This is a genomic window from Burkholderia sp. Ed8, assembly GCF_040761425.1.
In the GTDB taxonomy this organism is placed as follows: domain Bacteria; phylum Pseudomonadota; class Gammaproteobacteria; order Burkholderiales; family Burkholderiaceae; genus Burkholderia; species Burkholderia seminalis.
In genome coordinates this window covers 587,749-612,564 of sequence record NZ_CP142889.1, presented here as the reverse complement: position 1 = coordinate 612,564, position 24,816 = coordinate 587,749, and the positions used below count along the sequence as shown (strand labels likewise).

Here is a 24,816-nt window from a genome sequence, read left to right as displayed (position 1 = left end):
CCTCGCAGCTTATCACCAGCCCCGGGCCCGGGCCGGTATGCCGCGGGCGAGCCGCCGCAAACGTCAGTCCGGCATCCCGTCATGGGGGCCGAGCGGCCTGTCGGGCCAGTCGACCCAGCGATCCGCGCGGGTCCGCTCATAGGCCTCGTTGAGCGGGTAGCGAATGCGGTTGTCGTCGCGCGGGCGTTCGCCGATCACCATCAACCGGACTTCGTCCTTCGTATTGTTGATGAAAGTGTGGCAGATGCCGGTACCCGCGGGAAACGCGACCGAATCGCCTTCGGCGACCGGATGAAGCACGCCGTCGATCCAGACGTCGGGCTTGCCTTCGAGCACGTACACGAATTCCTGCTCGGTGCTTTCGGCATGCGGGTACGATGTCCGCCGGCCCGGAAGCAGCCTCACGTGATGAATACCGATGCGCGTGATGCCGAGCGCGGCGGAAAGCGGGGCATCCAGTGCCATCGGCTCGGTATCGCCGCGATAGCAATGCGCATCGGGTTCTTCGAGTTCGGTCCAGTGCTTGATGAAATCGGGGCGGCTCATCGGCGGTTCTCCGTGGGGACGAACATCGATGGTAGCGGTTTGGCGTCCGCGCGGACACGGTTTGCTCAGTGCGTTGCGACACGGTCGACGAAATCAGCCAGATCGCGATTGAAGCGCGCCGGTTCCTCGATGAAAGGCGCATGGCCCGAGTTCGCGTACAGTCGGATTTGAACGCGCGGCGCAATGGCCTTGGCACGGGCGATCGCCCCGTGGGTGTTCACCAGCGCGTCGCGTTCGCCATAGAGCAGCAGCACCGGCACGCGGGTGTTGCCGAGGCCTTCGGCCGCCGCCACCGTCATCGACGGCACCGCGCGCTGCATGTCCCATGAAGCCATCGCCGCGTTCGCGAGCAGCCGGTCGGCCGTGGCGGTGTCGGGTTGCGTGTGGAAGCACTGGCCGAGAAATGCGCGTTCGCCATCGAGGTGCGTCTTCAGGTCCGCGGAGATCATGTCGCGATAGATGTCCGCATGGGCGACGAGCTGGTCCGCCTTCAGTTCGATCACTCCGTCGACGTAGACGGCTCCCGCGATCCGGCTATCGCCATGAGCGGCCAGGTAGTTCGAGATGACGGCGCCGCCCAGCGACCATCCGACCAGTACCGGACGGTTCGCATGCGATGACGCAATGACGGCGGCGAGATCGTCCGCCCAGCGCCGCCCGTCGAGATAGGCGGCGGTTCCCGCCGGCTTGCCGGACAGGCCGTGGCCGCGCAGGTCGTACGTGATGATGCGATACCGCTGAAGCAGCGCGCTGTCGACCTGTGCATCCCAGTTCAGATGACTGCCGAGCAAGCCGTGAATCAGCACGATCGCCGGCCCGGACGGGTTTCCCGATTCCTGGACGGCAAGGGTGACGCCGTCCGGCGCGGTCACCGTATAGTTTGTTGTCGCGGCGCCGGCCGTCGATATCACCGCAAGCGCGGCGAGCATGGCCACCAGTGTCGAAAGCACGTGACGCAAGAGGGTATGGGGCATGATCGGTGTTCGAGAATCGTTGAGATGCCCACGAGTTTCAACCCTGACACTGATGTGAGGGTCAAGCGAAAGCTGCTATGCTTTTTCCATGACTCGATCTCCCGGACAAAACCTGCTGACCATTGGCGAGCTTGCGCGCCAGACCGGCGCAAGCGTGCGCTCGATCCGTCATTACGACGAGCAGGGGCTGCTCACGTCCGTTCGCGCGAGCAATGGTTACCGCGCGTTTCCTGCCGCAGCGGTGACGCAGGTCAGGCAGATTCAGCGGATGATCGCAACGGGTTTCAGTCTGGCCGAGATTCGTTCGTTTCCCGACTGCATGCGCATGATCGAAGGCGCGGGCGCATGCCCTGAAACCACTGATGCCCAGCGCAAACGACTGGCGTCGATCGAACGTCAGATCGCGGATCTCGAACGCCGTCGCGCGCGGTTGCTCAAGACCTTGGCCGAGGGGGCCGTGCCGCCGTTGGATTGATGTCCGGGGATGAGCGGGCAAGCCAGTGCTCATCATGCAGGGATTGCAGGATCTTCAGGTGGGCTCCGCGGATGCGCAACGGTTGAAACAGGCAAATCCCGCCGTTGAACTCGTGCTTGTCGCCGACGCCAACCACGTGCTCAAAGCGATACATACGGCTGACCGTCGAGCCCAACCTCGCGGCTTATTCTGATCCCGATCTCCCGTTGGCGGACGGTATCGTCGAAAGGATTGCCGCGTTCGTGTGGAAATCAACGACCGGGCAGCGGTAGGTAGTCGAATGATCGTCCATTGGCATTGCCTGCGCGTCTAAATGGATCGGCAAGTCGATGCGTGAGCGTCCGCTTTCACAATCTTGATGGCCGCCTCAGGGGGCGGTAGCGGTTCTGTACATCTGTCGGCTCCCGGCCAGGACGAGACACTCGACCGGAAGGACTGAATCGTCGACAATCGACAGCGATGTTTGCAACCGGTGCAAATTGGAAAGCTGAAACTCCATTGAATCGGGGTGACGCTCACATACGTGTCAGGTGTGGTCATCTCGCGGACAAAATACGGGGCGGTGTCGCTGCGATTTTTCGACGACGATACGTTGGGGACCTGTCGACATGAGCGAATTAAAAGAGCTGGTAAAAAAGTATGGTGGGACGGTGGACCACATTAAGGGACTTACCCTTGTCTACATGCCATTGAAACTGCCCTCACGGATTGATGTAGGCTTCGCAACGACTTATCACGCGGGCTGGCTAGGTCGCCTTTTTCCATTCCTTCGCCACTTTGAAATGCCAAAAGGACTTTATATTTTTGGCGACCGGGCAGAGATTCTATCTCGCACCATCGGGCATGATCACGAGCTTTGTTCCGCTCTTCGCTTTGTCCTCGACCAGTATGCGTTTGATGTGGAGTGCACTGACACGCAGCTGGTCGCGAGCTTGGATACGATTCCTCGACAGCTATCGCTCGATCCTAGCGGAGGATGGCACCTGGTTTCAAATCTCGCCACGATTGCCCATCGATTGAGCGAACTCGACTATCACGAATTTGATGTGACTCCCAGGTCAGTATTTGCGTGGGGGCCGGGTCGGTCTCGTAAGCTATCTACCAAGGCGATCTTTGTGGCCATGCTATGCGTACCGCTTTATTTCATGATTCACTTCCACATCCAGTCACGGTACTGACGTACGGGGCCCTCTCTCATCGCACAAAACCTGCCTACACAGGGGCGTCAATGGTCGTTTCCGCAGTGTGCGAAAGTCTGCTCCGGGTCGGGAAGCGCCGATCGTGGCCGACGGCTACCGGCCATGAAGCGCCACTCGCCTGCTCACGGATCGAGCCGCTGGAACGACCGGTCTGGGATCAAAGCCGCCTTCGGCGGAAGAATATGCAGGCCGAATTTTTTTTCCACTCGGGCTCACTCGCGGGATCTCGAGTGTTGCTGTAGGCGGGCGGCTGCTTCGGAAGAATGTGTTCGTAACGATCGGACGCAACCCGCTCCTGATGATCGGCTATCATAGGAATAAAGCCAAAATCATACGGGGGCAGGATGTACGCTGTAAGCAATGGTCGGCTATCGCATTTTTCTATCCCAACAGAAAATGGATCGTTTGCGATTTCGACGAACGACCACTTTGAACTCGTCAGAGTCTTTCTCAGACGCTTCGAGCAGGCATTTCTCGTGTCACCATTTCTCTTTGAGGATTTCGGGCCATTGTTTGCCGGCATTGATCTACGCGAAAAGCGCCTTGAGCTGGTGACAAGTTTCAGTGCAAGAGGGAACGACTTGCTCACGAAACCATTTTCAATGCGAAGTTTTGGCGATTTGGTTCAGGAGAAAACGAATGTGTGGCCTCCTATACATGTCGACCAATCCCTCCATTCAAAGGTTTTCGTATTTTATGACGGTGGCAGACCTGTCGTGGGCATCGTGACGTCAGCCAATCTTACGCACGGAGGGCTACAAAACAACTCGGAAACCGGCATTGTCTTGACCGACGAGACAACCCTGGTGGATATCCGGGACAGAGTCGAACGCAATATTGATTACGTGCATATCACGGAACAGCAAATTGGAATACTGTGCGGAGTCGTCAACTCGTTCCGATCCAGCTATCCGCCTGGTCCAGATATTGACATTGGACTTCCGGGCATGCTTAAAAAGTACTGCGCTCCAAGCGCGGGAAATTCAAACGTCATGCTTGGATCCGGGGCAAAGTTTTTCATCAAGGTTTCAGGAGTTAAAGATGATCCGATTCGGATTATTGATAAAAGATCGTTTGACACACCCCATCCCGATTTGAGTTTTGCAAAGATGCCAACGCCTATTCGTGTCGGCGATGTATTGATAGAAGCGGCAGTTGGTGCGAAAGCGTTCCTGACTTACTACGTCAGCTCAAGCGGCGGATACATGAGAAGCCCGGACGAACAGAAGAGAAATGCACACCATGCGAGATGGAAGTATTATATGTACGGGAACAACTGCGCGCCAGCTTATGGTAGAAGCTGGTTCGAAGATCCTCTATTTTATGACGACGTCATAAAACAGTTCAAGTCCTTACATCCAACGGTAGCGGTGACTGCAGCCGGCGGCGACCACATTCAACCGGCGATTAATTACGGACACTCCTTCCTCGAAATTACGAAAGAATTTGGGGAGTTTGTGACGGATTTGATTGACGCCAGAGGCCGTCAGATGATTTTGGCAGGGAATGCTAAACAGTCATAGTCTCAGACCGCGCCCAAAATGAAACTGAAGATCGAAATGGCCGAGAAGAAGCAAAGGCAAAAGCAAAAGAGTACGCCCGAAATGATCGAGGTCGGGTATGAAATTTCTCGCCGAGTCTACGAAGGGACGTTACCGGCGAATATGGCCAACCAGCTTTTTATGTCGCACCTAAATTTGGCGTCTAACCAAGGTCGCACCGCCAACGGGTACTGGCAGTGCTATCTATACCTGCTTACCCGCCGTCTCATTCAAAACACAATCTCCGAGGAGGGTTGGAGGTACAACCTCGAGAAAATTGCGGCGTTGGGACCGGCACCCCTGACCACAGCTTTATACACGCTCAATGACCACATCGAGTACGTCAAAAGGAAGAATCCAACCTACCGCGTTCCAGAGCGCGTTCATGACCACTTTCTGGCTAAGCTCTCTGTGATGGATGAGGGTATTTCGGAAAAGATCGATCTGGACCTTCAGGTCAGGAAAGCCCTGCTCGCAACAGAAGACGAGCGCAAGCGAGCCATAACGCAAATGCCTACCGTCCCGGAAAAGATGACGGTAACAACGACCGTTTATCGAAGAAACCCATACGTCATCGCCCAAGTCCTTTTCCGATCAAAGGGAGAGTGTGAGGGTTGCCACAAACCGGCGCCTTTCTTCCGGCCTAACGGAAGCGCATACCTCGAAGTGCACCATATTCAACGCCTCGCAGATGGCGGCCTCGATACTGAAGAGAACGCACAGGCCCTTTGTCCTAACTGCCATCGAGAACGACACTTCGGGGTCGCATATTCGAATGAAAACTCCGAGCGTGAGTAACGGCGTATCAGCCCAAGCCTCCTGGCGGGAGGCTTTATGCCCACTTTCTTTTTTTTGCTTGGTTCAAGCTTAATATTTGTTAAGCGATCATAGGTCCAGCGCCGTGTGGTGCTCGCAAAAAACGGGCCGCGCCAGTAATGGTGACACGATATTCGCGGGCCCGATGCTGCTAAGGGCAGGAAGGAACTTAAAGCTACCTCACGCACCGCTCTGCCTGAGCGACTGCAAAACCCGACAACTTGCCGGCGAAGACACCGCGCGTATGGCCGTTCCCCATCTGCAACCTGCCATAGCTCTCACATTGGGTCGAAAGGCAGCTTCGGGCCGCAAGGAGCCTTTCACCCCGGCTCCGCGCGGACACTCGATGTTGTGCGGGGTCACTTGCAGACATCGTCGAACGGCATGATAACGAGATGCCTGCGTATCACGACAGCATGCCTGCGCAGCCAAACTCAGGCTCCGCCGAACGCGTGACCGCGACTGTCCGCTGTGCAAGTGCGTCCCGGGCGGGTTGACACCTATCGGCGTGCAGCTTCACGCAGCGATGCAGTTGGTCGGTCCCGAACGGTGACCTGATGGCGCGTTATACCCGTCGCGCCGATATCGGGGGCACGACGCGATGCGTTTATCGTTCGAGGCGCTCACGTTGCTACGACCAGGTATCACGCTCGCCTCGACGCATTTTCTCGAGCATCCTGTCCTCCCCATCCAGCGAGTCGACGCCGAGGTGTGAGACGGGCATTTGCTTCAGGTAGCGATGCCGCGCGCACTGAAAAGCCCGGTTATCAGATCGATCTGATCCAGTCGTTCAATCCACCATCTCGACGCACGCCCCGTCTTATCCTCCCGCCAGCCGAGGTAGCAGTTTGTGTGCGCTCGCACGCCTGTTACCTGGCGCTCGACGAGCTTGCCCTGCCGTATCAACTCGTCGGCGACAGGCGCGGGCAGCATGCCGACGGCAATGCCTTCGCAAAGGAGGTCGATTTTGGCGGCCAGGTTCGGTACGACGATGACCGGTTGTCCGTCATGAATGGCCACCGATCTCGGCTCGAGTTCACGCGATGTATCGCTGATGACGACGCCGCGGTGACTTGAAATTGCGCTGCTGTCGAGTGGCTTTTCGTTCGCGGCAAGCGGATGATAAGGCGCCACGACAAAAACGTGACGTAGCAGGCCGATCGGCCTTGCTGCAATGTTGGGCGCGTGTGGCGGCTCTCCCGCGGCGCCGATCGCGATATCCGCACGCCCCGTCACAAGCGCGTCCCACACGCCACCGAGCACTTCGGTCGATAAACGCAGCCGTGTCGTCATCTTCAGTTCGTAGAACGCACGCACGTGCGGCCACAACGAAGGCAACGGGAGAATATCGTCGACGCACAGCCTGAGCTCAGCCTCCCAACCCGCATGGACACTTCGAACCTTGCTCTCCAGATCCTGCCCGGCTCGCAGCAAATGACGACCGTCCTCCACGAGCAGTCTCCCCGCCTCCGTCATCTGCGCGCGCCGGCCGTTGCGATCAAACAGGGCGACGCCAAGATCAGCCTCGGCCTTTTTCACCAGATAAGTCAATGCCGACGGTACGCGATGAAGCAGCACGGCCGCTTCCGCGAACGTTCCCGCCCGGTCTATGGCATCGAGCACTTCGATAACTTCAAACGACAATTTCAAAGCGATTACCTGTGAGATACGCCGCTGATGATCGACGCAGGGCTTGGGGTGTCGTTGGTCGAGACTTCCCTCGCGGCTGCGGGGCCGCCATTTTGGCAGCCGCCACGACGCTTTGCCACTGATTCCTCGGATCACGCACGTCAGCTCGGCTGGACTTTGGGGCACTGATACGAGGTGTTCAGGGACGGAAGCGTCGGTCACAAGTTTATCAACGCCGGAAGTCAATCCATGCGGATTCGAAGGGCGGTAGCAGGATGGCGGCGCCTACGTCGGGCTCCGTGCGGCCAGAAGCCGCCAGTCGCCAGTGGCTGCTTGCAGGTAGACAAGCCAGCTGTTTCTTGGCGAGGCGGCTCGTCGTCGGTGCGTCTGCTAGCCGCAGCTAACACATTGATCCGAGCACCGCTCACTCGCTGGTTCGGATCTGGAAGTCGGACTTGTCTAGTTGGATGTGCTGGCCGTCGTCCGGCAATGCATGCTTCGCTTTGAAGGTTGATTGGAGTATTGCATCCAGACGTGAAAACTCAAGCGGGCTTTCCGTGCCGGAGACGACAAGTTCAGGTGCCCGGACTTGTGACAATCGCGGCCAGCGCTTGACCACCATCACATCGGGCAGTGTCTTGGTTGGGAAGGATGTGATTGCTGGATGCGATCAGTTTGAATCCGCATCCCACCGAACGAGGAACCGTGATGCCCCAATGCCAACCTCCATCTTGTTCGAACACATGGAGGGCGGGCAGGGACTGGCTCAGTGCTGGTGAAGAAGTCGTCATGGCGTGCTCTCCCGTCATGGGGCGACTGAGGGGCTACTGCTTCTAAGGCGAAAATTCAGTCGACGGAAGTTCATGCTGCAACGCAATATCGGGAGTGTTGCGAATGCGTCAGTGCGTCAGTCGCCACAATTTTGAAATATTAATGTGCGGATTGAGAATAGCTGGCATATTGATCTGACGATAGGGATTTTCCGGAGGCGTCATGGATTGCGGCCCGCTTGTATGGGCAGGAGTACCGCATAACAGCGATGGGGTGGTTTTTCAGGTTCGCGTGCGGCGCGGATTTCAGCGCTTTCATCTCCCGCGGACGGTGCTTGAGAGGGCGTTCGATCTGGAGAGATTGTTGTCCGATGCGCGACAGCTCGCGTGTTTTTATGAACACTTGGGCGCGATCCTGGTTGTCGCGCGGAAGACGCGCTCGAACGCAAAGGCGGATACAGTTCCACTGAGCGTTTCCGATTTCACTCGAGTCGTCAAAACGGGGATCCAGCAGGATTCGCGGACGGTCGCGCGATGAGCGTAGGCGAAAACGACGAGCGTAGGTCTGGCGAAGATTGCACTGCCGGCCGTTGTCACGTCAGGCGCAGGTGTGGCACGCACGCGATCTCTCGAAGTTCGCCTTCCGGCTAGGTATTGGTATCCGTACCTGTAAAGGCGGGAATTGTGCGGACCTTCAGGCGCCGAGGGCATTTATCGTCTCAGACGGCGGACTGTCTGTCATCTGGCGCGTGAAGATTGTTGGATTCGGGCATCCGTAGATAGACGGCCAACGAGACGGCGGCCCACAAAGATACGTACCAGTAAAAATACGCTTCGTGCCCGCTCGCCTTGAATTTCAGTGCGACAAGCTCCGTAGTGCCGCCGAGGATCGCCGTGGTCAAAGCGTAGGGCAATCCTACCGCAAGGGCCCGTATGCGCGCCGGAAACAGTTCGGCCTTCGCCAGCATATGCACCGACGTGAAACCAGCCAGCATGAAAAGGCCCGCGAACGACAGACCGAACGCAACCCATGGATCGTGCGTCATACTTAGCGCCTTGAAGAGCGGGACGGAGAACAGCGTGGTCGACAGTCCGAACGTGATCAGTACGGGACGTCTGCCAAACACATCCGATGCATAACCAAATAGCGGTTGCAGGAACATGTAAAACACCAACGCGCAGGTAAAGGCGAGCGTCGACACTTCCTTCGTGAGGCCGACGGTATTGACGAGGTACTTCTGCATGTACACCGTGTACGTATAAAAGCCTACCGTGCCGCCAACGGTCATGCCGATTGCGAGCAGTATCTGTCTCCAGTGCTGCAGCAATTGAACGGTTATGGACGGTCCTTCCTCGCGCTGCGCTGCTTCAAATGCCGCCGTCTCAACCACATTACGACGCATGTAGAGCGCGAACATGGCAAGCACGCCGCCAATCGCAAACGGAATCCGCCAGCCCCATGCCTCGATCTGATGCGCGCTCAGCGTCTTCTGCAACAGGAGCATCAACCCGAGCGCCACCAGTTGGCCGGAAATGACACTCACCTGCAAAAAACCGACGAAGAAACCGCGACGGTGTGGCGGCGCGATTTCGCTCAGATAGGTCGCGCTGGTGCCATATTCTCCACCCATGCTCAAGCCTTGCAGCAGTCTCGCTGCGATCAGCACGATCGGCGCGCACACACCGATCGACTCGTAGCCGGGTGTGACGGCGATCATCAATGACCCGATGCACATCGTTGCGACCGACCAGGTGAGCGCGGATTTGCGCCCGCGCTTGTCGGCCCATAGACCAATCAACCAGCTGCCGAGCGGGCGCGCGATATAACCGACGGCTGCAATTGCCGCTGTGTTCATGAGCTGGACGGTCGGTTGATCGCTCGGAAAGAACGACTTCGCGAAGTAGATCGAGAAAATGCTGTACGTGAGGAAGTCGTACCATTCGATCAGATTGCCGCCCAGGCCTCCGGCGATCGAGCGGATGCGCGGACGTCCGGATGATTCGATGCGAGGCATATCCTCCGCAACGTCGCATGCGGTACGAGTGTCTGTTGCGATTGTCATAGCGTCTCCTGCATGTATCCATGCCTGTTTTGGGTCTAAAGGACGATCTGCGACAGCCGATGTGTGTCGGCCAGTGGCATGCGGATGTCGCAGGGTCAGGTAGCCTGCCCGGCACTGAATCCCGTCAGTCGTTCACGCAGGACGAAGGGGAGAATTCCGCCGTGACGGAAGTAAGTCTCTTCGATCGCCGAGTCAAGGCGCGCCAGCAGCGACACGGTTTCGGTTTCTCCATTGCTTCGGTGAATCACCATTTCGACGGTTTGCCGCATGCGTAAAGCATTCATATCCGCACACACGTCGAACCACTCGTCGCCGGACAGATGCAGTGTTTGCGCGCTCACGCCGTCCGGAAACTCAAGCGGAAGAATGCCCATGCCGACCAGATTGTTGCGATGGATGCGTTCGAAACTGCGCGCGATCACTGCGCGAACGCCGAGCAGGCGCGGCCCTTTGGCTGCCCAGTCACGACTGGATCCGTTGCCATATTCTTCTCCAGCGAACACGATCATGGGCACGCCGTCCGAGTTGTAGCGCGTCGCCGCCTCGAAAATGCTCATGCGCCGGCCATCCGGCTGATGTCGCGTTACGCTTCCTTCCTCGCCGTCAGCCATCATATTGCGCAGACGGACATTGGCGAAGCTGCTGCGTACCATCACCTGATCGTGGGCACGGCGCGAAATGTAGCTGTTAAAGTCACGCGGCGTGACGCCGAGGAACTGGAGGAATTTTCCCGACTCGGATTCCGGTGGAATAGCGCCCCCCGGGTTGATGTGATCGGTCGTCACCGAATCGCCGAGGATCGCCAGCGCCCGCGCGCCCCGAATGTCCGGCAAGTGGGGCAGATCGGGCGTCACACCGTCGAAAAACGGCGGGCGTTTGAGATACGTCGAACCGGCAGTCCATGTGAACACGTCGCCTTCCGGCGCGGGCAGCGCGTCCCACAATTCCGTTTCCGCAGTAGTCCGATAGATATCCGGCACGTTGCGAGGGTTCTGGGCATACGGCGAAACGGCAGCGAGCTCGGCAGATGTGGGCCACACATCACGCAGATACACGTATTCACCATTCGCGCCTCGGCCCAGTGGCTCGCTTTCAGGATCAAAATCACTGCGGCCGGCAATGGCGAAGGCGACGACCAGCGGCGGGCTCATGAGAAAGTTGGCCTTGATCGCCTGATGAATGCGCGCTTCAAAGTTGCGGTTGCCGGACAGCACAGCCGCAACGTTCAGATTGTCAGCGTCGATCTGTTCGAGTATTTCCGGTGCCAGCGGACCCGAATTCCCCATGCATGTCGCGCAACCATAGCCCACGGCCTGAAAGCCGAGAGCGTCGAGATACTGTTCCAGACCGGCTGCCCTCAGATATGCGCTGACCACTCGCGAGCCGGGCGTAAAAGACGTCTTCACATGAGACGCGGTCTTCAGGCCATGTGCTACGGCCTTTTTCGCGAGAACGCCAGCCGCAAGCATCAGATTCGAGTTCGACGTGTTGGTGCACGATGTGATCGCCGCCAGCACGATGTCACCGTGACTCAGCTTGCCGGTTTCGCGGGCTGTTGATGGCAGCATTTCGCGGACCTTGCTTTTCAGTGTCGATAACGGAATGCGGTCTTGCGGACGCGAAGGTCCCGCGACGCTCGGCACAACCGCGGACAAGTCGATCGTCACCGTATCGGTGTAGTCGATATCACCGCGCTTTGGAATACCAAACATCTGTTGGGCTTCGAAATAACGCTTCAATGCGGCAAGCTCGGTGTCGCTTCGGCCGACGGACTTGAGAAAGTCGAGGGTTTTTTCGTCGACGGTGAAGAACGCGACGGTCGCGCCATATTCCGGCGCCATGTTTGCGATCGTCGATCGATCGGGCGCGGAGAGACCCGTTGCACCTTCTCCAAAGAACTCGACGAATTTCCCGACGACCTTTCTGGCGCGCAGCGCTTCGACGACGGTCAGGACGATATCGGTCGCCATGATGCCGGGACCCGGCGTACCGATGAGTTCCACACCGATCACATCGGGAACCACCAACGTGACCGGCTGGCCAAGCATGGCCGCTTCAGCTTCGATGCCGCCAACGCCCCAACCGATCACACCGATTCCGTTCACCATCGGGGTGTGGCTGTCGGTACCCACGAGCGAATCGAAGTACGTGACCCCGTCCTTTTGATGGACGCCGCGTGCGAGCCATTCCAGATTGACCTGATGGATGATGCCGGTGCCGGGCGGAAAAATCCGGAACGACTTGAATGCGTTGGCAGCCCATTTGAGAAACGTGTAGCGTTCGGTGTTACGTTGATACTCGACCCTCATGTTTTTGCGCAGCGCGTCGGCGCTTCCCGCATGCTCGACGGAAATTGAATGATCGACAACGAGATCGACGGGTATTTGCGGCTCGATATCGGCAGGATCGACGTCGAATTGTGCTGCCGCTTCGCGCATCGCGGCGAGATCAGCGAGCAACGGCACACCGGACGAATCAGGCGCCACGATGCGTGCCACGACAAACGGTATCTCCGTCTCCCGGGTTGCGTTCGGTCGCCACGCGGCCAGCTCGCGGAGATGGTGCTCCTGCACGCTGATGCCGTCGAGATTGCGCAGAAGCGCTTCCAGGATGATGCGGATCGAATGTGGCAATCGCGAGATCTTGCCGAAACCTCGCTCTTCGAGCACGGCCAGAGAATAGAACTGGCTCGCAGGCAGACCGTCTGCGAGAAGCGGTTTGAGGGCGTCGTTGGATTGAAAGTTCATGTCTGGATGAGAATCGTCAAGCAAACCTGACCATTGACCAGCCATGACGAGATCGTCGCGTTGGCATGACAGTACGATTTGCGATTGAAGAGGCACGCGAAGCAGGGGCCAAGGAATGAACAAAGTCTATGCAATCGCGGATAGCCCGTCTAATATATTGAAGTCGCAGTCCCGATACGTTTAATGTATGGATCTCAGGCATTTGCGGTACTTCGTCGTGGTCGCAGAGGAACTGCACTTCACACGCGCGGCGCAGCGCATCGGTATTGCACAGCCGCCATTGACGTCGCAGATCAAAGCACTCGAGCGTGATCTGGGGGTGCAATTGTTCGACCGCCAACCGGGGCGTGTGAGTCTGACGGTCCCCGGGAAGGTTTATCTGGAGGAGGCGCGCGCAATCCTCGAGCAGGTCAAGAAAGCGGGGCTGCGATGCCAGCTGAGCGCACAGGGGAAAGTCGGGCGTCTGGCTATCGGCTTTACCGAGTCGGCGTCGTATCGCGAAGAGGTGACCTGGGCGCTACACGAATACCGGAGCCTCTATCCGCACGTCGAAATTTCACTGGAAGAACATCGAACGGGGCCGTTGATGGACGCCTTGAGGCAAGAACGCCTCGATCTGGCCTTCGTTCGTCCGCCGGTCGACGAGGATGACGCAATTGCGTTTTTGCTGATGTCGACGGAACCGATGGTGGTCGCGGTTCCCAGGGGGCATCGGCTCGGCAAGCGCAAGTCTGTGCGGCTCGCCGAATTACGCGACGAACTGTTCGTGCTTTACGCGCGGACCACGCGCTCCGGTCTCCCGGAGAAGGTACTGTCGGCGTGCGAGGCAGCCGGCTTCAGTCCCAAGGTCGTGCAGTTTGCCCCCCAGATTTCGTCGACGATCAATCTGGTCGCGGGCGGTCTGGGCATTTCAATCGTGCCCTCCTGCATGCGCAAAAGCCGGGCGGACGACGTCCGTTATCTCGCGCTGCAAGGCGGGCAACTGACGGCAAGTCTGGGCTTGGTACATCGAGTGAACGGGATTTCGCCCGCGGCCCAGAACTTTGTCGATCTGGTGCGAAAGAAGACGGTTCGGTAGCCGCGAGGAAGTCATTCCGCCGTGCCGCCAGAGCGCAGCACGCCGCCAGCGTCACTGCTGAAAGGAAAAAGGCCTATCTGTCTCCGCCATCTCTGCGCACGGCCGTTGGGTGCACGAATGCGACATTCAGTATCCGAAGCGATCGATCAGCCGTGACGGAATCGGTCACCCATCTCAACGCGCAAGTGGAATGGGCGCGTAACCTGCTGCTCGGCATGCTCGGGCATGACGTGCGACGCCTTTGCAGAGGATCCTGCCGACGGCGTCGTATCTCGCGTCGCTGAATGCCGGCGAGACGGTGGCGAATGCCCGCAGCGCGACTCGCACGGAGTGGCACCAGGATGCGATCGCTGCTGGACGACTTGTGTGACTTCAATCGGACGCAATTGGGATTGGGGATCAAAATCGATCCGCACGATTCCGATCCGAGCGACATCGTCACCGATTTGGTCGAAGAGCTTCGTGCCGCGTACCCCAGGCGTCAGATCGACTCGAACGTCGAATCGAATTTGTCAGGACGCTGGGATGGTCAGCGAATCCGGCAACCGGTCGGGAATCTCGTGCTCGACGCACTGAAGTACGGGACCCAGGATGCACCGGTCGGCGTTTCGGTTGCACGGGCGAAAGGGGGCGTATGCATCGAGGTGAGCAACCATGGGGCAGCCATCAACCAATCGTCAGTTGTATTAGCCGAGACTCGATCTGACAGGTAGTCGGACCGACAAAGAACGACGCATCAATGGGGAATGAGTTTCTCCTTGGCAAGCGCGAGTGAATCGAGGAAAGTGCGCATCGGTGTCTTGCCGTAACACCGGCACCCCTGAGGCGCTCGTTCAGCGTTGTACGGGTCGACCCACGCATCAAGGTCCGTCTGCAAGGTTTCGGCCGCGCGTCGGAGGCTGCAGACTGAGGCGATCGTGACGGAGGCGTGAAGCTGCTGGCGATTGAAAGTCATGCCTGAAGGTAATGCCTTTTGGCGAAATCGGCAATTCCGGATTCTGCAGGATGTTTAGATAATGCGTTCACCAGAACCGTACTGAACAACAGGAGACCTAAATGGAGCACAGCGTTCCGCCACAAGGCCATCAAGCCGGCAATGCGCAGGGCATGACAGTACGCGATGCGGTGATCGCTTGCGCAAACGACAACCGCTACGGTCTCGCGGCGGCCGTGTTTGGTCGGGACAGCGCACGCGCGATGAACGTTGCCCGGCGCATCGAATCCGGAATCTGCCGTATCGATGGGCCGGTGGTATACAACGGAGCTCAAATGCCGTTCGGCGGCGCCAAGGATAGCGGCTTCGGGCGATTCGGCGGCCGCGCGGGTAGCGCGGAATTTACCGACTTGCGGTGGATCGCCCTGCAGCCCCCCGCCATTATCCGTTCTGAGGAGCGTGCCATGCAGATCGCCATTCTGGGCGCCGGTGCGATGGGTTCGTTCTTTGGCGGCCGCCTCGCGCTGGCAGGTCATTCGGTCAGCCTGCTCGATATCGACGAGGCTCATCTTGCCTCGATTCGCGCCCACGGCCTGCGGCTGTCGACCGATTCGGGCGAGCAAGTTGTGCGCAATCTCGTCGCGCTGAGGCCGGAGGAGGCCAGCAAGCCCGTCGACCTCGTCATCGTTTTCACGAAGACGATGCATACGACCGCCGCACTCGCTGCCGCAAGCGCCGTACTCGGCTCTGACACTGTCATCCTGTCTTTGCAGAACGGCCTGGGGAACGCCGAACGGCTCGCCCGATCCGTATCGTCCGACCGGATCATGGTCGGCGTGACCACGTGGCCAGCCGACAAGTCAGAGCCTGGGGCCGTCCGCTCGCACGGCCAGGGCACGATTCGACTGATGAACGCGAACGGCGCGCATACGAGCGCGCTCGAGCAGACCGTGCAGGTCTTGAACGACGCCGGCCTCTCGTGCCATGTCGATCCCGACGTCTGGGCCGCGATTTGGGAGAAGGTTGCATTTATCGCCGCCCTCAACAGCCTGTGTGCCGTGACGCAATGCATGGTCGGCGAGTTGACGAATACCCCTGACGGTGAAGAATTGGCGCTGAAGATCGTTGCGGAGGTGATGGCCGTCGCCCGTGCGCTCGGTATTTCGGCAACCGAAGAGCACGTGGTGTCGAACGTGCGCGATGCGCTCGCCCATCATCGTACGCATCGGCCATCGATGCTGCAGGACGTGCTGGCCGGGCGGCGTACCGAGATTGAAGCAATCAATGGCGCCGTAGTCGAGGCTGCTCGCAAGGTCGGTGTAGAAGTGCCGTATACGAACAGCCTAGCGTGCCTCGTCAGGCTCGTCGACGCTCGTGCACGCCAGTCGGATGGAGCGACGGCTCGACATTGAAGCACATGGCGGTTGCCGCCACGCGCGTTGTCGGATTGTCCGTCGACCTTCCGAGTTTCCAGCAGCACGTACGATCCTCCAGAAGAATCCCCTCGATGCTTCAGGCTCAACTCTTGCGCAGTCGACTGCAACGCGGGTGTTCGCCCGTTTCGCGGAGGACACGACATGCGCTTGTCTGAATTCATCACACATAACATCGAAGCTATCCTGGTTCAGTGGGAGGCATTTGCCAGAACCCTGATGCCCGCAGCCGACGGCATGTCGCCGATGGCCTTGCGCGACGATGCCCGGAAAATTCTCGAGGCGTTGGTCAGAGACATCTCGACGCCGGAAACGCGAGATCAACAACGGGAAAAGTCGTTAGGGCATGCTGAGGAGCACGGCAATGCTGCCGATACGCCCGCGCAAACGCATGCTCAGTCGCGCGCCGGGCGCGGCTTCGACATCAACCAATTGATCGCCGAGTACCGCGCGCTCCGCGCCAGCGTGTTGCGGATGTGGATAGACGACTGTCTCCCGGATGCCCCTCACATAGGCGACATGGTGCGCTTCAACGAAGCGATCGATCAGGCCGTGACGGAATCGGTCACCCATTTCAATGCGCAAGTGGAATGGGCGCGTAACCTGCTGCTCGGCATGCTCGGGCATGACATGCGCACGCCTTTGCAGACGATCCTGCTGACGGCGTCGTATCTCGCGTCGCTGAATGCCGGCGAGACGGTGACGGACGCTGCTGCGCGACTCGCAAAGAGTGGCGCCAGAATGAGGTCCTTATTGGACGACTTGTGTGACTTCAATCGGACGCAGTTGGGATTGGGGATCAAAATCGATCCACATGATTCCGATCTGAGCGATATCGTCACGGATATGATCGAAGAGCTTCGCGCCGCATACCCCAGGCGGCAGATCGACTTGAGCGTCGAATCGAATTTGTCGGGGTACTGGGATGGCCAGCGAATCCAGCAGCTGGTCGGGAATCTCGTACTCAATGCACTGAAGTACGGCGCCCAGGATGCACCGGTCGGCGTTTCGGTTGCGCGGGCGAACGGGGGCGTATGCATCGAAGTGAGCAACCATGGGCCTGCCCTCGACCCGTCGACGCTGGCGAAAATCTTCAATCCGCTCCAACGCGGTCCCGGCAAATCGCACAACGCGCCGGGCGATGACGGCATGGGCCTGGGCCTGTTCATCGCGCGTGAAATTGCGTCTGCGCATGACGGGACCCTTGAAGCAAGGTCGGACGCGAGCGAGACGGTGTTCGTTGTACATCTGCCATACCGCAGCTAGTTGCTGTTGATCGACCGATTGAATCCGCGGCCAGGAACGATCGCTCGATACAGCGGCCCGGATCGCGGGCGCGGCGCTGATCGTCACCGCACTCCATCGTGGCGCCAAGACCATCCGGGCAGATTGAATGAAATGCCCGCATCAGGAAAGCCTCCGTCGGAAGCGCAAGATCTATGGATGAATGGTTTCGCCCCGGTTCAGCATGTCGATGAATTCGCCGATCTTGCGCGCCCGTGTTTCCGGCTTTTTGGCATTCTGTATCCGGAACAGAATGGCATAGCGGTTGCGGCTGCTCAGCGTTGCAAAGAACTTTCCGGCTCGCGGATTGGCGTCCAGGGCCGCCTGCAGGTCGTCCGGCACGATCGAGTTGCCGGCCGACGTATACGCGGCCTTCCATCGGCCGTCCTGCCGGGCCTTCTCGATTTCGACCATGCCGCGCGCGCGCATTCTGCCCGCGGCGATCAACGCTTCCGCCCTGTCTTTGTTGAGTTTGGACCAGATGCTTTTGGCGGTGCGCGGGGTGAAGCGTTGCAACCAGTATGTCTCGCTCTCGGCCCGCTTTTGACCGTCGATCCAGCCATGGCAGAGCGCACTTTCCAGCGCCTGTCCGTAGGTGACGGTTCGCTGCCCCGCGCCTTGTTTCGCCAGACGCAGCCATGCGCCGGTCGCGGTGCCGCCGTTCTGCTCCAGCCAGCTTTCCCACTCGGCCTGACTGGCAAAGGTCAGCGCGCATTCGGTCATGTCGTTATCCTGAATGGTTGGGTACGGTACAGGGCAGGCGTCCGCGGTCCGACAGTGTCGACGCGGACATCACCGTCCGGGGTGCGCTCAATACGTGAGCGCCTTACCGGAAGCATCCTTGATTTTTGTCTTCCACTGCATGCGGATTTCAGATACGACCGAATCAGGCAGCGTGATGTAGTCGAGGTCCGTGGCGGTCTGGCTGCCCGAGCGGAATGCCCAATCGAAGAACTTCAGCGTTTCCGCGCCCTGTGCCGGCTTGTCCTGCTTCGCGTGCAGCAGCACGAACGTCGCGCCGACGACCGGCCATGCGTCCTTGCCCGGCTGGTTCGTCAGGATCTGGTAGAACGACTTCGACCAGTTCGCGCCGGCCGCGGCCGCCTTGAACGTTTCCGCTTTCGGCTCGACCACCGTGCCCGTCGAGTTCTTCAGGGCCGTGTAGACCATGTTGTTCTTCTTCGCATACGCCCATTCGACGTAGCCGATCGCGCCCGGCAGGCGCTGCACGAAGGCCGCGACGCCGTCGTTGCCCTTGCCGCCCGTGCCCGTCGGCCAGTTGACCGCCGTGCCTTCGCCGATCTTCGACTTCCACTCGTCGTTGACCTTCGACAGGTAGTTCGTCCAGATGAAGCTGGTGCCCGAACCGTCAGCCCGGCGAACCACGGCGATGTCCGTATCCGGCAGCTTGACCTTCGGGTTCAGCGCGGCGATCGCCGGGTCGTTCCACTTCCTGATCTTGCCGAGGTAGATGTCGCCGAGCACCGAGCCCGACAGCGTCAGTTCGCCGGCCTTCACGCCCGGCACGTTGACGACCGGCACCACGCCGCCGACCACCGTCGGGAACTGGAACAGGCCTTCCTTCGCGAGCGCTTCATCCTTCAGCGGAGCGTCCGAACCGGCAAAATCGATCGTCTTCGCGATGATCTGCTTCAGGCCGCCCGACGAGCCGATGCCCTGGTAGTTGACCTTGCCGCCGCCTGCCTTCCGATAGGCATCCGCCCACTTCGTGTAAACCGGGACTGCAAATGTGCTGCCGGCTCCCGTGATGTCGGCGGCGTGAGCGGTGATGGCAACGAAGGCCAGGGCGCAGGGGGCCCACATCCGGATGTTCATGCAACGTCTCCTGTCTGATTTCGATGGCAATGAGCAACGGCTCGGGTGCAGTTTCGGTCACGTCGAACTTCTCCGCAACGGCATCCGCCGCCAGTCCGGCCGCGACGCATTGCCGGCCCGTGCCGTCAGCAGAGCGATGGTCGTCACGCCCCCGCTGTCTGCCCGAATGATGCCGATGAGGGTCGAGACGAAGCGCGGCCACCGATCGGCATCCGGGGCCGTTTGGTGGCGGCAGCTACCGATTCGAGGGAGACGAGGCTGGTGCACGCCCGAAGTGTTGTAGCGATCTCTACAGGATTGCAGTCTTCGTGACGGGAAACTATGCTGCCCTCATGAATGCGATTCCTGCCCCCTGGCTCCTGTTGATCGTCAGTCTGCCGACCTCCGGCGCGACTGCGCGGATGCGCATCTGGCGGACCGTCAAGGCCCTCGGCTGCGGCGCACTGCGTGACGGTGCCTACCTGTTGCCGGCGCATGCCGAACAGGCCGCGCAGTTGCGCGAGCTGGCCGACGAGGCGCGCAAGGGCGAGGGGCAAGCCTGGCTGTTGCAGGTCCGCCCGGAAGATGCGTCCGACGAGGACGCGTACCAGGCGCTGTTCGATCGCAGCGGCGACTACGCGGACTGGCTCGCCGAGCTGTCGGAGGACCGCAAGACACTGCCCGAGCTCGCCGCAGCCGATCTCAATCGTCTGCACCGTCGCCACGCGCGCACGTATGAGGCCATTCGCAGCATCGATTTCTTTCCCGGCGAAACCTCGCTGCGCGCCAGTGCGCAATGGCGGGATTTCACCGCTGCGATCGAAGCGGTGAAATCCCCCGACGAGCCGCGTGCTGCCCAGGGTGGCATTCCGCGGCGCGATCGTGGCCGGTATCAAGGGCAAGTGTGGGCGACGCGGCGTCACCTGTGGGTGGACCGCGTCGCCTGCGCATGGCTGATTCAGCGCTTCATCGATCCGCATGCGCGCTTCGTGTGGCTGGAAAACATCGCCGAATGCCCGGCCGATGCCCTTGGCTTCGATTTCGACGGCGCTCCGTTCACGCATGTGGGCGATCGCGTTTCATTCGAGGTCCTGGTCGCCAGCTTCGGACTGGACGACAACGAAGGGCTCGTCCGGCTGGGGGCGATGGTGCATGCGCTGGACGTGGGCGGGGCGAGCGTGCCGGAAGCCGGCGGCTTCGAGGCCATTCTGGCCGGCGCCCGCAAGCGCCTTGTCGGCGACGACGCGTTGCTGGCGGAGATGGGTGCCGTGCTCGATTCGCTGTACGCCCATTTCCGCGGCCCCCGGAAACCTTGACCCTGATGCTCGCCCCATGAACATTCATCGCGATCGCCCCGCCTATACGCTGTGGCAGCTGATCATCTATTTCGCGTGGCTTGGCGCGACGGGCTTCGGCGGCCCGGTTGCGCTCGCCGGCTACATGCATCGGGACCTCGTGGACACCCGCAAATGGATCGCCGACGCGGACTACAAGGAAGGCCTCGCGCTCGCGCAGCTCGCGCCTGGTCCGCTCGCAGCGCAGCTGGCGATATATCTCGGTTATGTGCACTACCGCATCGTCGGCGCGACGATGGTCGGGATCGCGTTCGTGCTGCCGTCGTTTCTGATGGTTGTGCTGCTCGGTTATGCGTATACCCGATTCGGCGGCCTGACGTGGATGCAGTCGGTGTTTTACGGGGTGGGCGCGGCGGTGATCGGCATCATCGCGATCAGCGCACGCAAGCTGACCGCGAAGAGCATCGGTCGCGACAAGCTGCTTTGGGCGATCTATCTGACGCTGGTCGCCGTGACGGTGATCACCGAATCGGAAGTGGCGTGGCTGTTTCTCGCGGCGGGCCTGCTCGTCTGGTTCACGCGCTCGCCGCCCGGCTGGTTGCGCCAGCGGCGCGTCGATGCGATGGTCGCGCTGCCGGTATCGGCTACCGGCGCCTGGCTGGGTATCGCCGACTGGCCGCAGCTTGCGCAACTTGCCGCCTTCTTCGCCAAGGCCGGCGCCTTCGTGTTCGGCTCGGGCCTCGCCATCGTGCCATTCCTCTATGGCGGTGTGGTCACGGAGCACCATTGGCTCGACGAGAAACAGTTCGTCGACGCGGTTGCGGTCGCGATGATCACGCCGGGGCCGGTCGTCATCACGGTGGGCTTCATCGGTTATCTGGTGGCGGGCCTGCCAGGCGCATGCGTGGCGGCAGCCGGCACGTTCCTGCCGTGTTATCTGTTCACGGTGTTGCCGGCCCCGTACTTCAAGAAGTACGGCAAGCTGCCGGCCATTCTGGCCTTCGTCGACGGTGTGACGGCAGCCGCCGTGGGCGCGATCACAGGTTCGGTGATCGTGCTGGCCAGACGTTCGATCGTCGACGTGCCCACCGCATTGATGGCGCTGGCGACGATCGTGCTGCTGGTCCGATTCAAGAAGCTGCCGGAGCCGGCGGTCGTGGCGGGGGCCGCCGTGATTGGCTTGATGGTGTATCCGCTGTTGCATCACTGATCGGGGAGGCTGTCATGCAGTGGATTACGCGAGAACGTCCCAAGATCGACAGGGTCGCCTGTCCCTGGCTCATCGTTCGTTTCATCGACGAGCGCCCGGTGTTCCTCTACGTACCGCCGGGCGACGTGTTGCGGATCGCCGGCGAGACCGGTGCGATCCCGTACGACATTCCAGGCGTGGAATTGACGCATGTCGGCGAGTACTGCAGCTTTGACGCGTTTCTCGACAAGTACGGCCTGACCGGCGACCGGGCGCTGCAGCAGATGGCCCGCATCGTGCGGGGCGCGGATACGTCGCGGCTCGACCTGACGCCGCAGTCCAGCGGGCTCTACGCGATTTCACTCGGGCTGTCGGCGCTGTTTTCCGACGATCACGACATGCTTGAGCATGGTCTGGTCATGTACGACGCACTGTATGCGTGGTGCAGGCATTGTCAGGCCGAAAGCCATGCGTGGCCGCCGAAGATGGCGGAGTGACGCACCCGCTGTCGTGCATGCCTTCTGGCGGGAAACGCATGCTACGACGCTTCGCGCTCCGTCACCTGCTCGAGCAAATGGGCAACGAAGCGGGTGAGCTTCGGCAGCGGCCGCCGGTCGTGTCGATACACGACATGAACGGGATGCGGCCTCGGTGAATGGTCCTGCAGCACCTGTACCAACGCGCCGCTGGCCAGATCGTGGCGCACGAGGACTTCCGGTTGCAGCAACAATCCCGCGCCTGCGATCGCGGCCATCCGCAGGCCGTTGCCGTCATTGCACGTGAATACCGGTTCCGTGGACAAGTGCGGGCTGTCCTGGTCCCCGAGCTTCCAGCCGTGACGGCTGTTCCATACCGTGTGAGACAGGCAGTGATGCGCGGCCAGGTCCTGCGGCGTCTCCGGCCGCCCGTACCGGGCGAGATAGTCCGGCGACGCACAGATCACCATGCGATACAGCGTCAACGGCTTGGCAACCAGGTCGGCATCGCCCAGGTCGCCAATGCGGATCGCCAGATCAAAACCCTCGTCGATCAGGTCGACGTTGCGATTGCTCAATTCCAGTTCGACACGCACGAGCGGATACCGCTGCCGGAACGTCGCGGCCAGCGGCGCGATCACACAGGCGCCGAAGGTGATCGGCGCGCTGATGCGCAACGTGCCGGACGGTGACGCGCGCAGCCGTTCGACCGACGTTTCGGCGATCCGCATGTGTTCGAGCGCGCGCTTGGCGTCTTCGTAAAACGCGCGACCGGCATCGGTCAGGTTCTGGCGTCGGGTCGTACGCTCCAGCAGGCGTGCGCCGAGGCGCTCCTCCAGTTCGCGCACATATTTGCCCACCATGACCGCCGAGATTGCCAGCCGCCGTGCTGCCTCGGTGAAGTTGCCGCCCTCCACGACGGCAACGAAGGTTTCCATCGCACGCAGTCTGTCCATATTGCGAACTGTAGGTTAGTAGTGTTGGAAATTAGAGCATATTTATGGGCTCTTCGGTTCGGGGAAGAATGACGACGTTTCCACCTGAACGCGAAAAGGAGTGTTCGATGAAGATCGTCGTAATCGGTGCCGGCGGGGACGTCGGCCGTTCCGTGGCAGATGAGCTGGCGCGTGACGGCAAGCACGAAATCATTCGTGTCGGCCGCACCCGTGGCGACCGCCAGGTCGATATCACCCGTGACGACAGCGTGGGTTCGCTGTTCGAGCAGATCGGGCGCATCGACGCCATCGTGGTCGCCGCGGGCAATGTCATTCTGGCGCCCATCGACGAGATGACGGCGGAGGAATTCCATCAGGGCCTGCAGGACAAACTGCTCGGTCAGGTGCGTGTCGCGCTGATGGGTCAGCATTTCCTGAGCGACGGCGGCTCGATCACGCTGACCTCGGGCATCGCGGTCGATGATCCGATCGCGCAGGGCGCCCATGCCGCAGCGTCGAATGCCGCGATCGAAGGGTTCGTGCGTGCCGCCGCATGCGATCTTCCGCGCGGGCTCCGCATCAATGCCGTGAGTCCGACCGTGCTGACGGAATCCATGGACCGGTTCGGGCCATTCTTTCCCGGCTACGAAGGCGTGCCGGCGGCACGCGTGGCATTGGCCTACCGCCGCAGTGTCGAGGGGGTGCATAGCGGTCGCATCTATCGGGTCGGTCATTGAAGTGACGGGCCCGCATGCCGGCACCTGCGGCACGCGCCGGGCCGGTACACCGGAAACCGCAGCGCACGCGTCATCGCGCTCGGGTATGCTGCGTCACTGTTGACGAGCCTGGCGAACGAATCGGGCACGACGATGCATGGCGCGGCCGATACCGCGCTGGCAGCGCCCCGTTCGCCGCGCGACGCCCCTTCGATTTCCGGAAAAAAAGGACCCCTCATGGCAGAACTGGACCACGCACTTTACGAGCAGATCGGCGCGCTGAGCGAGGCCGGCGACGCGCTGGCGGAGGACGAGGATTTCGAAGGCGCGCTCGCGAAATACCGGGAGGCGTTCGACCTGCTGCCCGAACCCAAGACCCAGTGGGAAGCCGGCACCTGGCTCATGGCCGCCATCGGCGACGCGAACTTTTTTCAGGAAGACTACGCGGCCGGACGCGACAATCTCGGCTACGCGATGCGGTTTCCCAACGCGATCGGCAATCCGTTCCTGCACCTGCGGCTCGGTCAGTGCCAGTTCGAACTCGGTGATCTCGACCGCGCGGCGGACGAGCTGATGCGCGCCTACATGGGCGGCGGGCCGGAGCTTTTCGAGGACGAGGACGACAAGTACCTGCGATTCCTGGCCACGCGGGCGGACGGGATCCAGGTGCCTTGACGGGTGCGCGGCGCGAGTCCCGGCCAACGAGCCCGACCCGCGCCCCGACGCCATGCCGCTTCATCGAAGCCGATGGCGCCCGTTCGGGCTTTGACGTATCGGCGAAGCGGAAGGGGATATCCGCGCCGCGCGCGAAGCGGGTTCGACAATGGGGGTAGCGCAGCGCCGGATGCATGTCGGTGGAACCGGCACGCACGTATCAGCGTTTCCACCAATATGGAAAACG

Annotated in this window: 22 protein-coding genes and 2 pseudogenes; 14 read left to right on the top strand and 10 right to left on the bottom strand. The window is 60.5% G+C overall.

Going from position 1 to position 24,816, the window contains the following annotated elements; all coding sequences use genetic code 11:
• Positions 1-63 precede the first annotated feature (63 nt).
• Both VXM69_RS37015 and VXM69_RS37010 read right to left on the bottom strand, forming a co-directional pair.
• On the bottom strand, positions 64-546 hold the full coding sequence (locus tag VXM69_RS37015; RefSeq protein WP_034191798.1) for a cupin domain-containing protein: 483 nt from the start codon (positions 544-546) through the stop codon (positions 64-66).
• Between the two features lie 65 nt (positions 547-611).
• Entirely contained in the window at positions 612-1,475 is an 864-nt protein-coding gene (locus VXM69_RS37010) for an alpha/beta hydrolase (protein ID WP_233623003.1), read from the bottom strand.
• Between the two features lie 133 nt (positions 1,476-1,608).
• Between VXM69_RS37010 and VXM69_RS37005 the strand changes: the two genes are divergently transcribed.
• The 4 genes from VXM69_RS37005 (at position 1,609) to VXM69_RS36990 (ending at position 5,533) form a co-directional block, all read left to right on the top strand.
• Positions 1,609-1,995: a MerR family transcriptional regulator gene (locus tag VXM69_RS37005; RefSeq protein ID WP_034191796.1), complete on the top strand. Its 387-nt coding sequence runs from the start codon at positions 1,609-1,611 to the stop codon at positions 1,993-1,995.
• A gap of 608 nt (positions 1,996-2,603) precedes the next feature.
• On the top strand, positions 2,604-3,173 hold the full coding sequence (locus VXM69_RS37000; RefSeq protein WP_141727405.1) for a hypothetical protein: 570 nt from the start codon (positions 2,604-2,606) through the stop codon (positions 3,171-3,173).
• A gap of 497 nt (positions 3,174-3,670) precedes the next feature.
• On the top strand, positions 3,671-4,717 hold the full coding sequence (locus tag VXM69_RS36995; RefSeq protein ID WP_367190451.1) for a phospholipase D-like domain-containing protein: 1,047 nt from the start codon (positions 3,671-3,673) through the stop codon (positions 4,715-4,717).
• An 18-nt stretch (positions 4,718-4,735) separates the two neighbouring features.
• Positions 4,736-5,533, top strand: coding sequence for an HNH endonuclease (locus tag VXM69_RS36990; protein WP_367190450.1), 798 nt, complete (start codon positions 4,736-4,738; stop codon positions 5,531-5,533).
• A 747-nt stretch (positions 5,534-6,280) separates the two neighbouring features.
• Here VXM69_RS36990 and VXM69_RS36985 read toward each other — a convergent pair.
• The 4 genes from VXM69_RS36985 to acnA all read right to left on the bottom strand — a co-directional run bounded on the left by VXM69_RS36985 (position 6,281) and on the right by acnA (position 12,805).
• The gene (locus VXM69_RS36985; RefSeq protein WP_049034467.1) at positions 6,281-7,201 is read right to left on the bottom strand and encodes a LysR family transcriptional regulator; all 921 of its coding nucleotides are present in this window, start codon (positions 7,199-7,201) and stop codon (positions 6,281-6,283) included.
• Positions 7,202-7,755: 554 nt separating this feature from the next.
• Positions 7,756-7,971, bottom strand: a complete 216-nt coding sequence (locus tag VXM69_RS36980) for a hypothetical protein (protein ID WP_124608743.1) — start codon at positions 7,969-7,971, stop codon at positions 7,756-7,758.
• Between the two features lie 698 nt (positions 7,972-8,669).
• Positions 8,670-9,965 carry an MFS transporter gene (locus tag VXM69_RS36975; RefSeq protein ID WP_367190795.1) on the bottom strand — a complete coding sequence of 432 codons (1,296 nt, stop codon included), beginning with the start codon at positions 9,963-9,965 and terminating at the stop codon, positions 8,670-8,672.
• A gap of 143 nt (positions 9,966-10,108) precedes the next feature.
• On the bottom strand, positions 10,109-12,805 hold the full coding sequence (acnA, locus tag VXM69_RS36970; RefSeq protein WP_367190449.1) for an aconitate hydratase AcnA: 2,697 nt from the start codon (positions 12,803-12,805) through the stop codon (positions 10,109-10,111).
• A gap of 142 nt (positions 12,806-12,947) precedes the next feature.
• Here acnA and VXM69_RS36965 point away from each other — a divergent pair, with 142 nt between their 5' ends.
• Positions 12,948-13,838 carry a LysR family transcriptional regulator gene (locus tag VXM69_RS36965; RefSeq protein WP_226252598.1) on the top strand — a complete coding sequence of 297 codons (891 nt, stop codon included), beginning with the start codon at positions 12,948-12,950 and terminating at the stop codon, positions 13,836-13,838.
• 341 nt (positions 13,839-14,179) lie between these two features.
• Positions 14,180-14,551, top strand: a complete 372-nt coding sequence (locus tag VXM69_RS36960; RefSeq protein WP_124669992.1) for a sensor histidine kinase KdpD — start codon at positions 14,180-14,182, stop codon at positions 14,549-14,551.
• Positions 14,552-14,574: 23 nt separating this feature from the next.
• On the opposite strand, the pseudogene VXM69_RS36955 reads toward VXM69_RS36960, so the two are convergent.
• Positions 14,575-14,721 (bottom strand): annotated as a pseudogene (locus VXM69_RS36955) (IS481 family transposase); the annotation flags it as partial.
• 173 nt (positions 14,722-14,894) lie between these two features.
• On the opposite strand from VXM69_RS36955, the pseudogene VXM69_RS36950 reads away from it, so the two are divergent.
• From VXM69_RS36950 to VXM69_RS36940, 3 genes and pseudogenes are all read left to right on the top strand, one after another.
• Positions 14,895-15,134, top strand: a pseudogene (locus VXM69_RS36950) (aldehyde dehydrogenase family protein); the annotation flags it as partial.
• Positions 15,135-15,236: 102 nt separating this feature from the next.
• Complete coding sequence (locus VXM69_RS36945; RefSeq protein WP_367190794.1) at positions 15,237-16,184, top strand: ketopantoate reductase family protein; 948 nt, start codon at positions 15,237-15,239, stop codon at positions 16,182-16,184.
• Positions 16,185-16,349: 165 nt separating this feature from the next.
• Positions 16,350-17,471 carry a sensor histidine kinase gene (locus tag VXM69_RS36940; RefSeq protein WP_343726861.1) on the top strand — a complete coding sequence of 374 codons (1,122 nt, stop codon included), beginning with the start codon at positions 16,350-16,352 and terminating at the stop codon, positions 17,469-17,471.
• A gap of 171 nt (positions 17,472-17,642) precedes the next feature.
• Here VXM69_RS36940 and VXM69_RS36935 read toward each other — a convergent pair whose 3' ends face one another.
• Complete coding sequence (locus VXM69_RS36935) at positions 17,643-18,212, bottom strand: YdeI family protein (protein WP_034191787.1); 570 nt, start codon at positions 18,210-18,212, stop codon at positions 17,643-17,645.
• A gap of 87 nt (positions 18,213-18,299) precedes the next feature.
• A complete protein-coding gene (gene pstS, locus VXM69_RS36930; RefSeq protein WP_367190448.1) occupies positions 18,300-19,325 on the bottom strand; it encodes a phosphate ABC transporter substrate-binding protein PstS in 1,026 nt (341 codons plus the stop codon).
• Between the two features lie 332 nt (positions 19,326-19,657).
• On the opposite strand from pstS, the gene VXM69_RS36925 reads away from it, so the two are divergent.
• Genes VXM69_RS36925 through VXM69_RS36915 form a run of 3 tightly spaced genes read left to right on the top strand, consistent with a single transcriptional unit; the run spans position 19,658 to position 22,285 of the window.
• Positions 19,658-20,620 carry a chromate resistance protein ChrB domain-containing protein gene (locus VXM69_RS36925; RefSeq protein ID WP_367190447.1) on the top strand — a complete coding sequence of 321 codons (963 nt, stop codon included), beginning with the start codon at positions 19,658-19,660 and terminating at the stop codon, positions 20,618-20,620.
• Positions 20,621-20,636: 16 nt separating this feature from the next.
• Positions 20,637-21,809: a chromate transporter gene (locus tag VXM69_RS36920; protein WP_034191784.1), complete on the top strand. Its 1,173-nt coding sequence runs from the start codon at positions 20,637-20,639 to the stop codon at positions 21,807-21,809.
• 14 nt (positions 21,810-21,823) lie between these two features.
• Positions 21,824-22,285, top strand: coding sequence for a chromate resistance protein ChrB domain-containing protein (locus VXM69_RS36915; RefSeq protein WP_034191783.1), 462 nt, complete (start codon positions 21,824-21,826; stop codon positions 22,283-22,285).
• A 41-nt stretch (positions 22,286-22,326) separates the two neighbouring features.
• On the opposite strand, the gene VXM69_RS36910 is transcribed toward VXM69_RS36915, so the two are convergent.
• A complete protein-coding gene (locus VXM69_RS36910) occupies positions 22,327-23,220 on the bottom strand; it encodes a LysR family transcriptional regulator (protein WP_069704822.1) in 894 nt (297 codons plus the stop codon).
• A 107-nt stretch (positions 23,221-23,327) separates the two neighbouring features.
• Between VXM69_RS36910 and VXM69_RS36905 the strand changes: the two genes are divergently transcribed.
• Both VXM69_RS36905 and VXM69_RS36900 read left to right on the top strand, forming a co-directional pair.
• Complete coding sequence (locus tag VXM69_RS36905; protein ID WP_049028812.1) at positions 23,328-23,936, top strand: short chain dehydrogenase; 609 nt, start codon at positions 23,328-23,330, stop codon at positions 23,934-23,936.
• Between the two features lie 216 nt (positions 23,937-24,152).
• Positions 24,153-24,590, top strand: a complete 438-nt coding sequence (locus VXM69_RS36900; RefSeq protein WP_034191780.1) for a tol-pal system YbgF family protein — start codon at positions 24,153-24,155, stop codon at positions 24,588-24,590.
• Positions 24,591-24,816: the final 226 nt, after the last annotated feature.

What these genes read in the sequence shown, in the direction of transcription:
- VXM69_RS37015 (WP_034191798.1), bottom strand. Translation starts at nt 546, where the DNA reads ATGAGCCGCCCCGATTTCATCAAGCACTGGACCGAACTCGAAGAACCC.
- VXM69_RS37010 (WP_233623003.1), bottom strand. Translation starts at nt 1,475, where the DNA reads ATGCTCGCCGCGCTTGCGGTGATATCGACGGCCGGCGCCGCGACAACA.
- VXM69_RS37005 (WP_034191796.1), top strand. Translation starts at nt 1,609, where the DNA reads ATGACTCGATCTCCCGGACAAAACCTGCTGACCATTGGCGAGCTTGCG.
- VXM69_RS37000 (WP_141727405.1), top strand. Translation starts at nt 2,604, where the DNA reads ATGAGCGAATTAAAAGAGCTGGTAAAAAAGTATGGTGGGACGGTGGAC.
- VXM69_RS36990 (WP_367190450.1), top strand. Translation starts at nt 4,736, where the DNA reads ATGAAACTGAAGATCGAAATGGCCGAGAAGAAGCAAAGGCAAAAGCAA.
- VXM69_RS36980 (WP_124608743.1), bottom strand. Translation starts at nt 7,971, where the DNA reads ATGACGACTTCTTCACCAGCACTGAGCCAGTCCCTGCCCGCCCTCCAT.
- VXM69_RS36975 (WP_367190795.1), bottom strand. Translation starts at nt 9,965, where the DNA reads ATGCCTCGCATCGAATCATCCGGACGTCCGCGCATCCGCTCGATCGCC.
- acnA (WP_367190449.1), bottom strand. Translation starts at nt 12,805, where the DNA reads ATGGCTGGTCAATGGTCAGGTTTGCTTGACGATTCTCATCCAGACATG.
- VXM69_RS36965 (WP_226252598.1), top strand. Translation starts at nt 12,948, where the DNA reads ATGGATCTCAGGCATTTGCGGTACTTCGTCGTGGTCGCAGAGGAACTG.
- VXM69_RS36960 (WP_124669992.1), top strand. Translation starts at nt 14,180, where the DNA reads ATGCGATCGCTGCTGGACGACTTGTGTGACTTCAATCGGACGCAATTG.
- VXM69_RS36945 (WP_367190794.1), top strand. Translation starts at nt 15,237, where the DNA reads ATGCAGATCGCCATTCTGGGCGCCGGTGCGATGGGTTCGTTCTTTGGC.
- VXM69_RS36940 (WP_343726861.1), top strand. Translation starts at nt 16,350, where the DNA reads ATGCGCTTGTCTGAATTCATCACACATAACATCGAAGCTATCCTGGTT.
- VXM69_RS36935 (WP_034191787.1), bottom strand. Translation starts at nt 18,212, where the DNA reads ATGACCGAATGCGCGCTGACCTTTGCCAGTCAGGCCGAGTGGGAAAGC.
- pstS (WP_367190448.1), bottom strand. Translation starts at nt 19,325, where the DNA reads ATGAACATCCGGATGTGGGCCCCCTGCGCCCTGGCCTTCGTTGCCATC.
- VXM69_RS36925 (WP_367190447.1), top strand. Translation starts at nt 19,658, where the DNA reads ATGAATGCGATTCCTGCCCCCTGGCTCCTGTTGATCGTCAGTCTGCCG.
- VXM69_RS36920 (WP_034191784.1), top strand. Translation starts at nt 20,637, where the DNA reads ATGAACATTCATCGCGATCGCCCCGCCTATACGCTGTGGCAGCTGATC.
- VXM69_RS36915 (WP_034191783.1), top strand. Translation starts at nt 21,824, where the DNA reads ATGCAGTGGATTACGCGAGAACGTCCCAAGATCGACAGGGTCGCCTGT.
- VXM69_RS36910 (WP_069704822.1), bottom strand. Translation starts at nt 23,220, where the DNA reads ATGGACAGACTGCGTGCGATGGAAACCTTCGTTGCCGTCGTGGAGGGC.
- VXM69_RS36905 (WP_049028812.1), top strand. Translation starts at nt 23,328, where the DNA reads ATGAAGATCGTCGTAATCGGTGCCGGCGGGGACGTCGGCCGTTCCGTG.
- VXM69_RS36900 (WP_034191780.1), top strand. Translation starts at nt 24,153, where the DNA reads ATGGCAGAACTGGACCACGCACTTTACGAGCAGATCGGCGCGCTGAGC.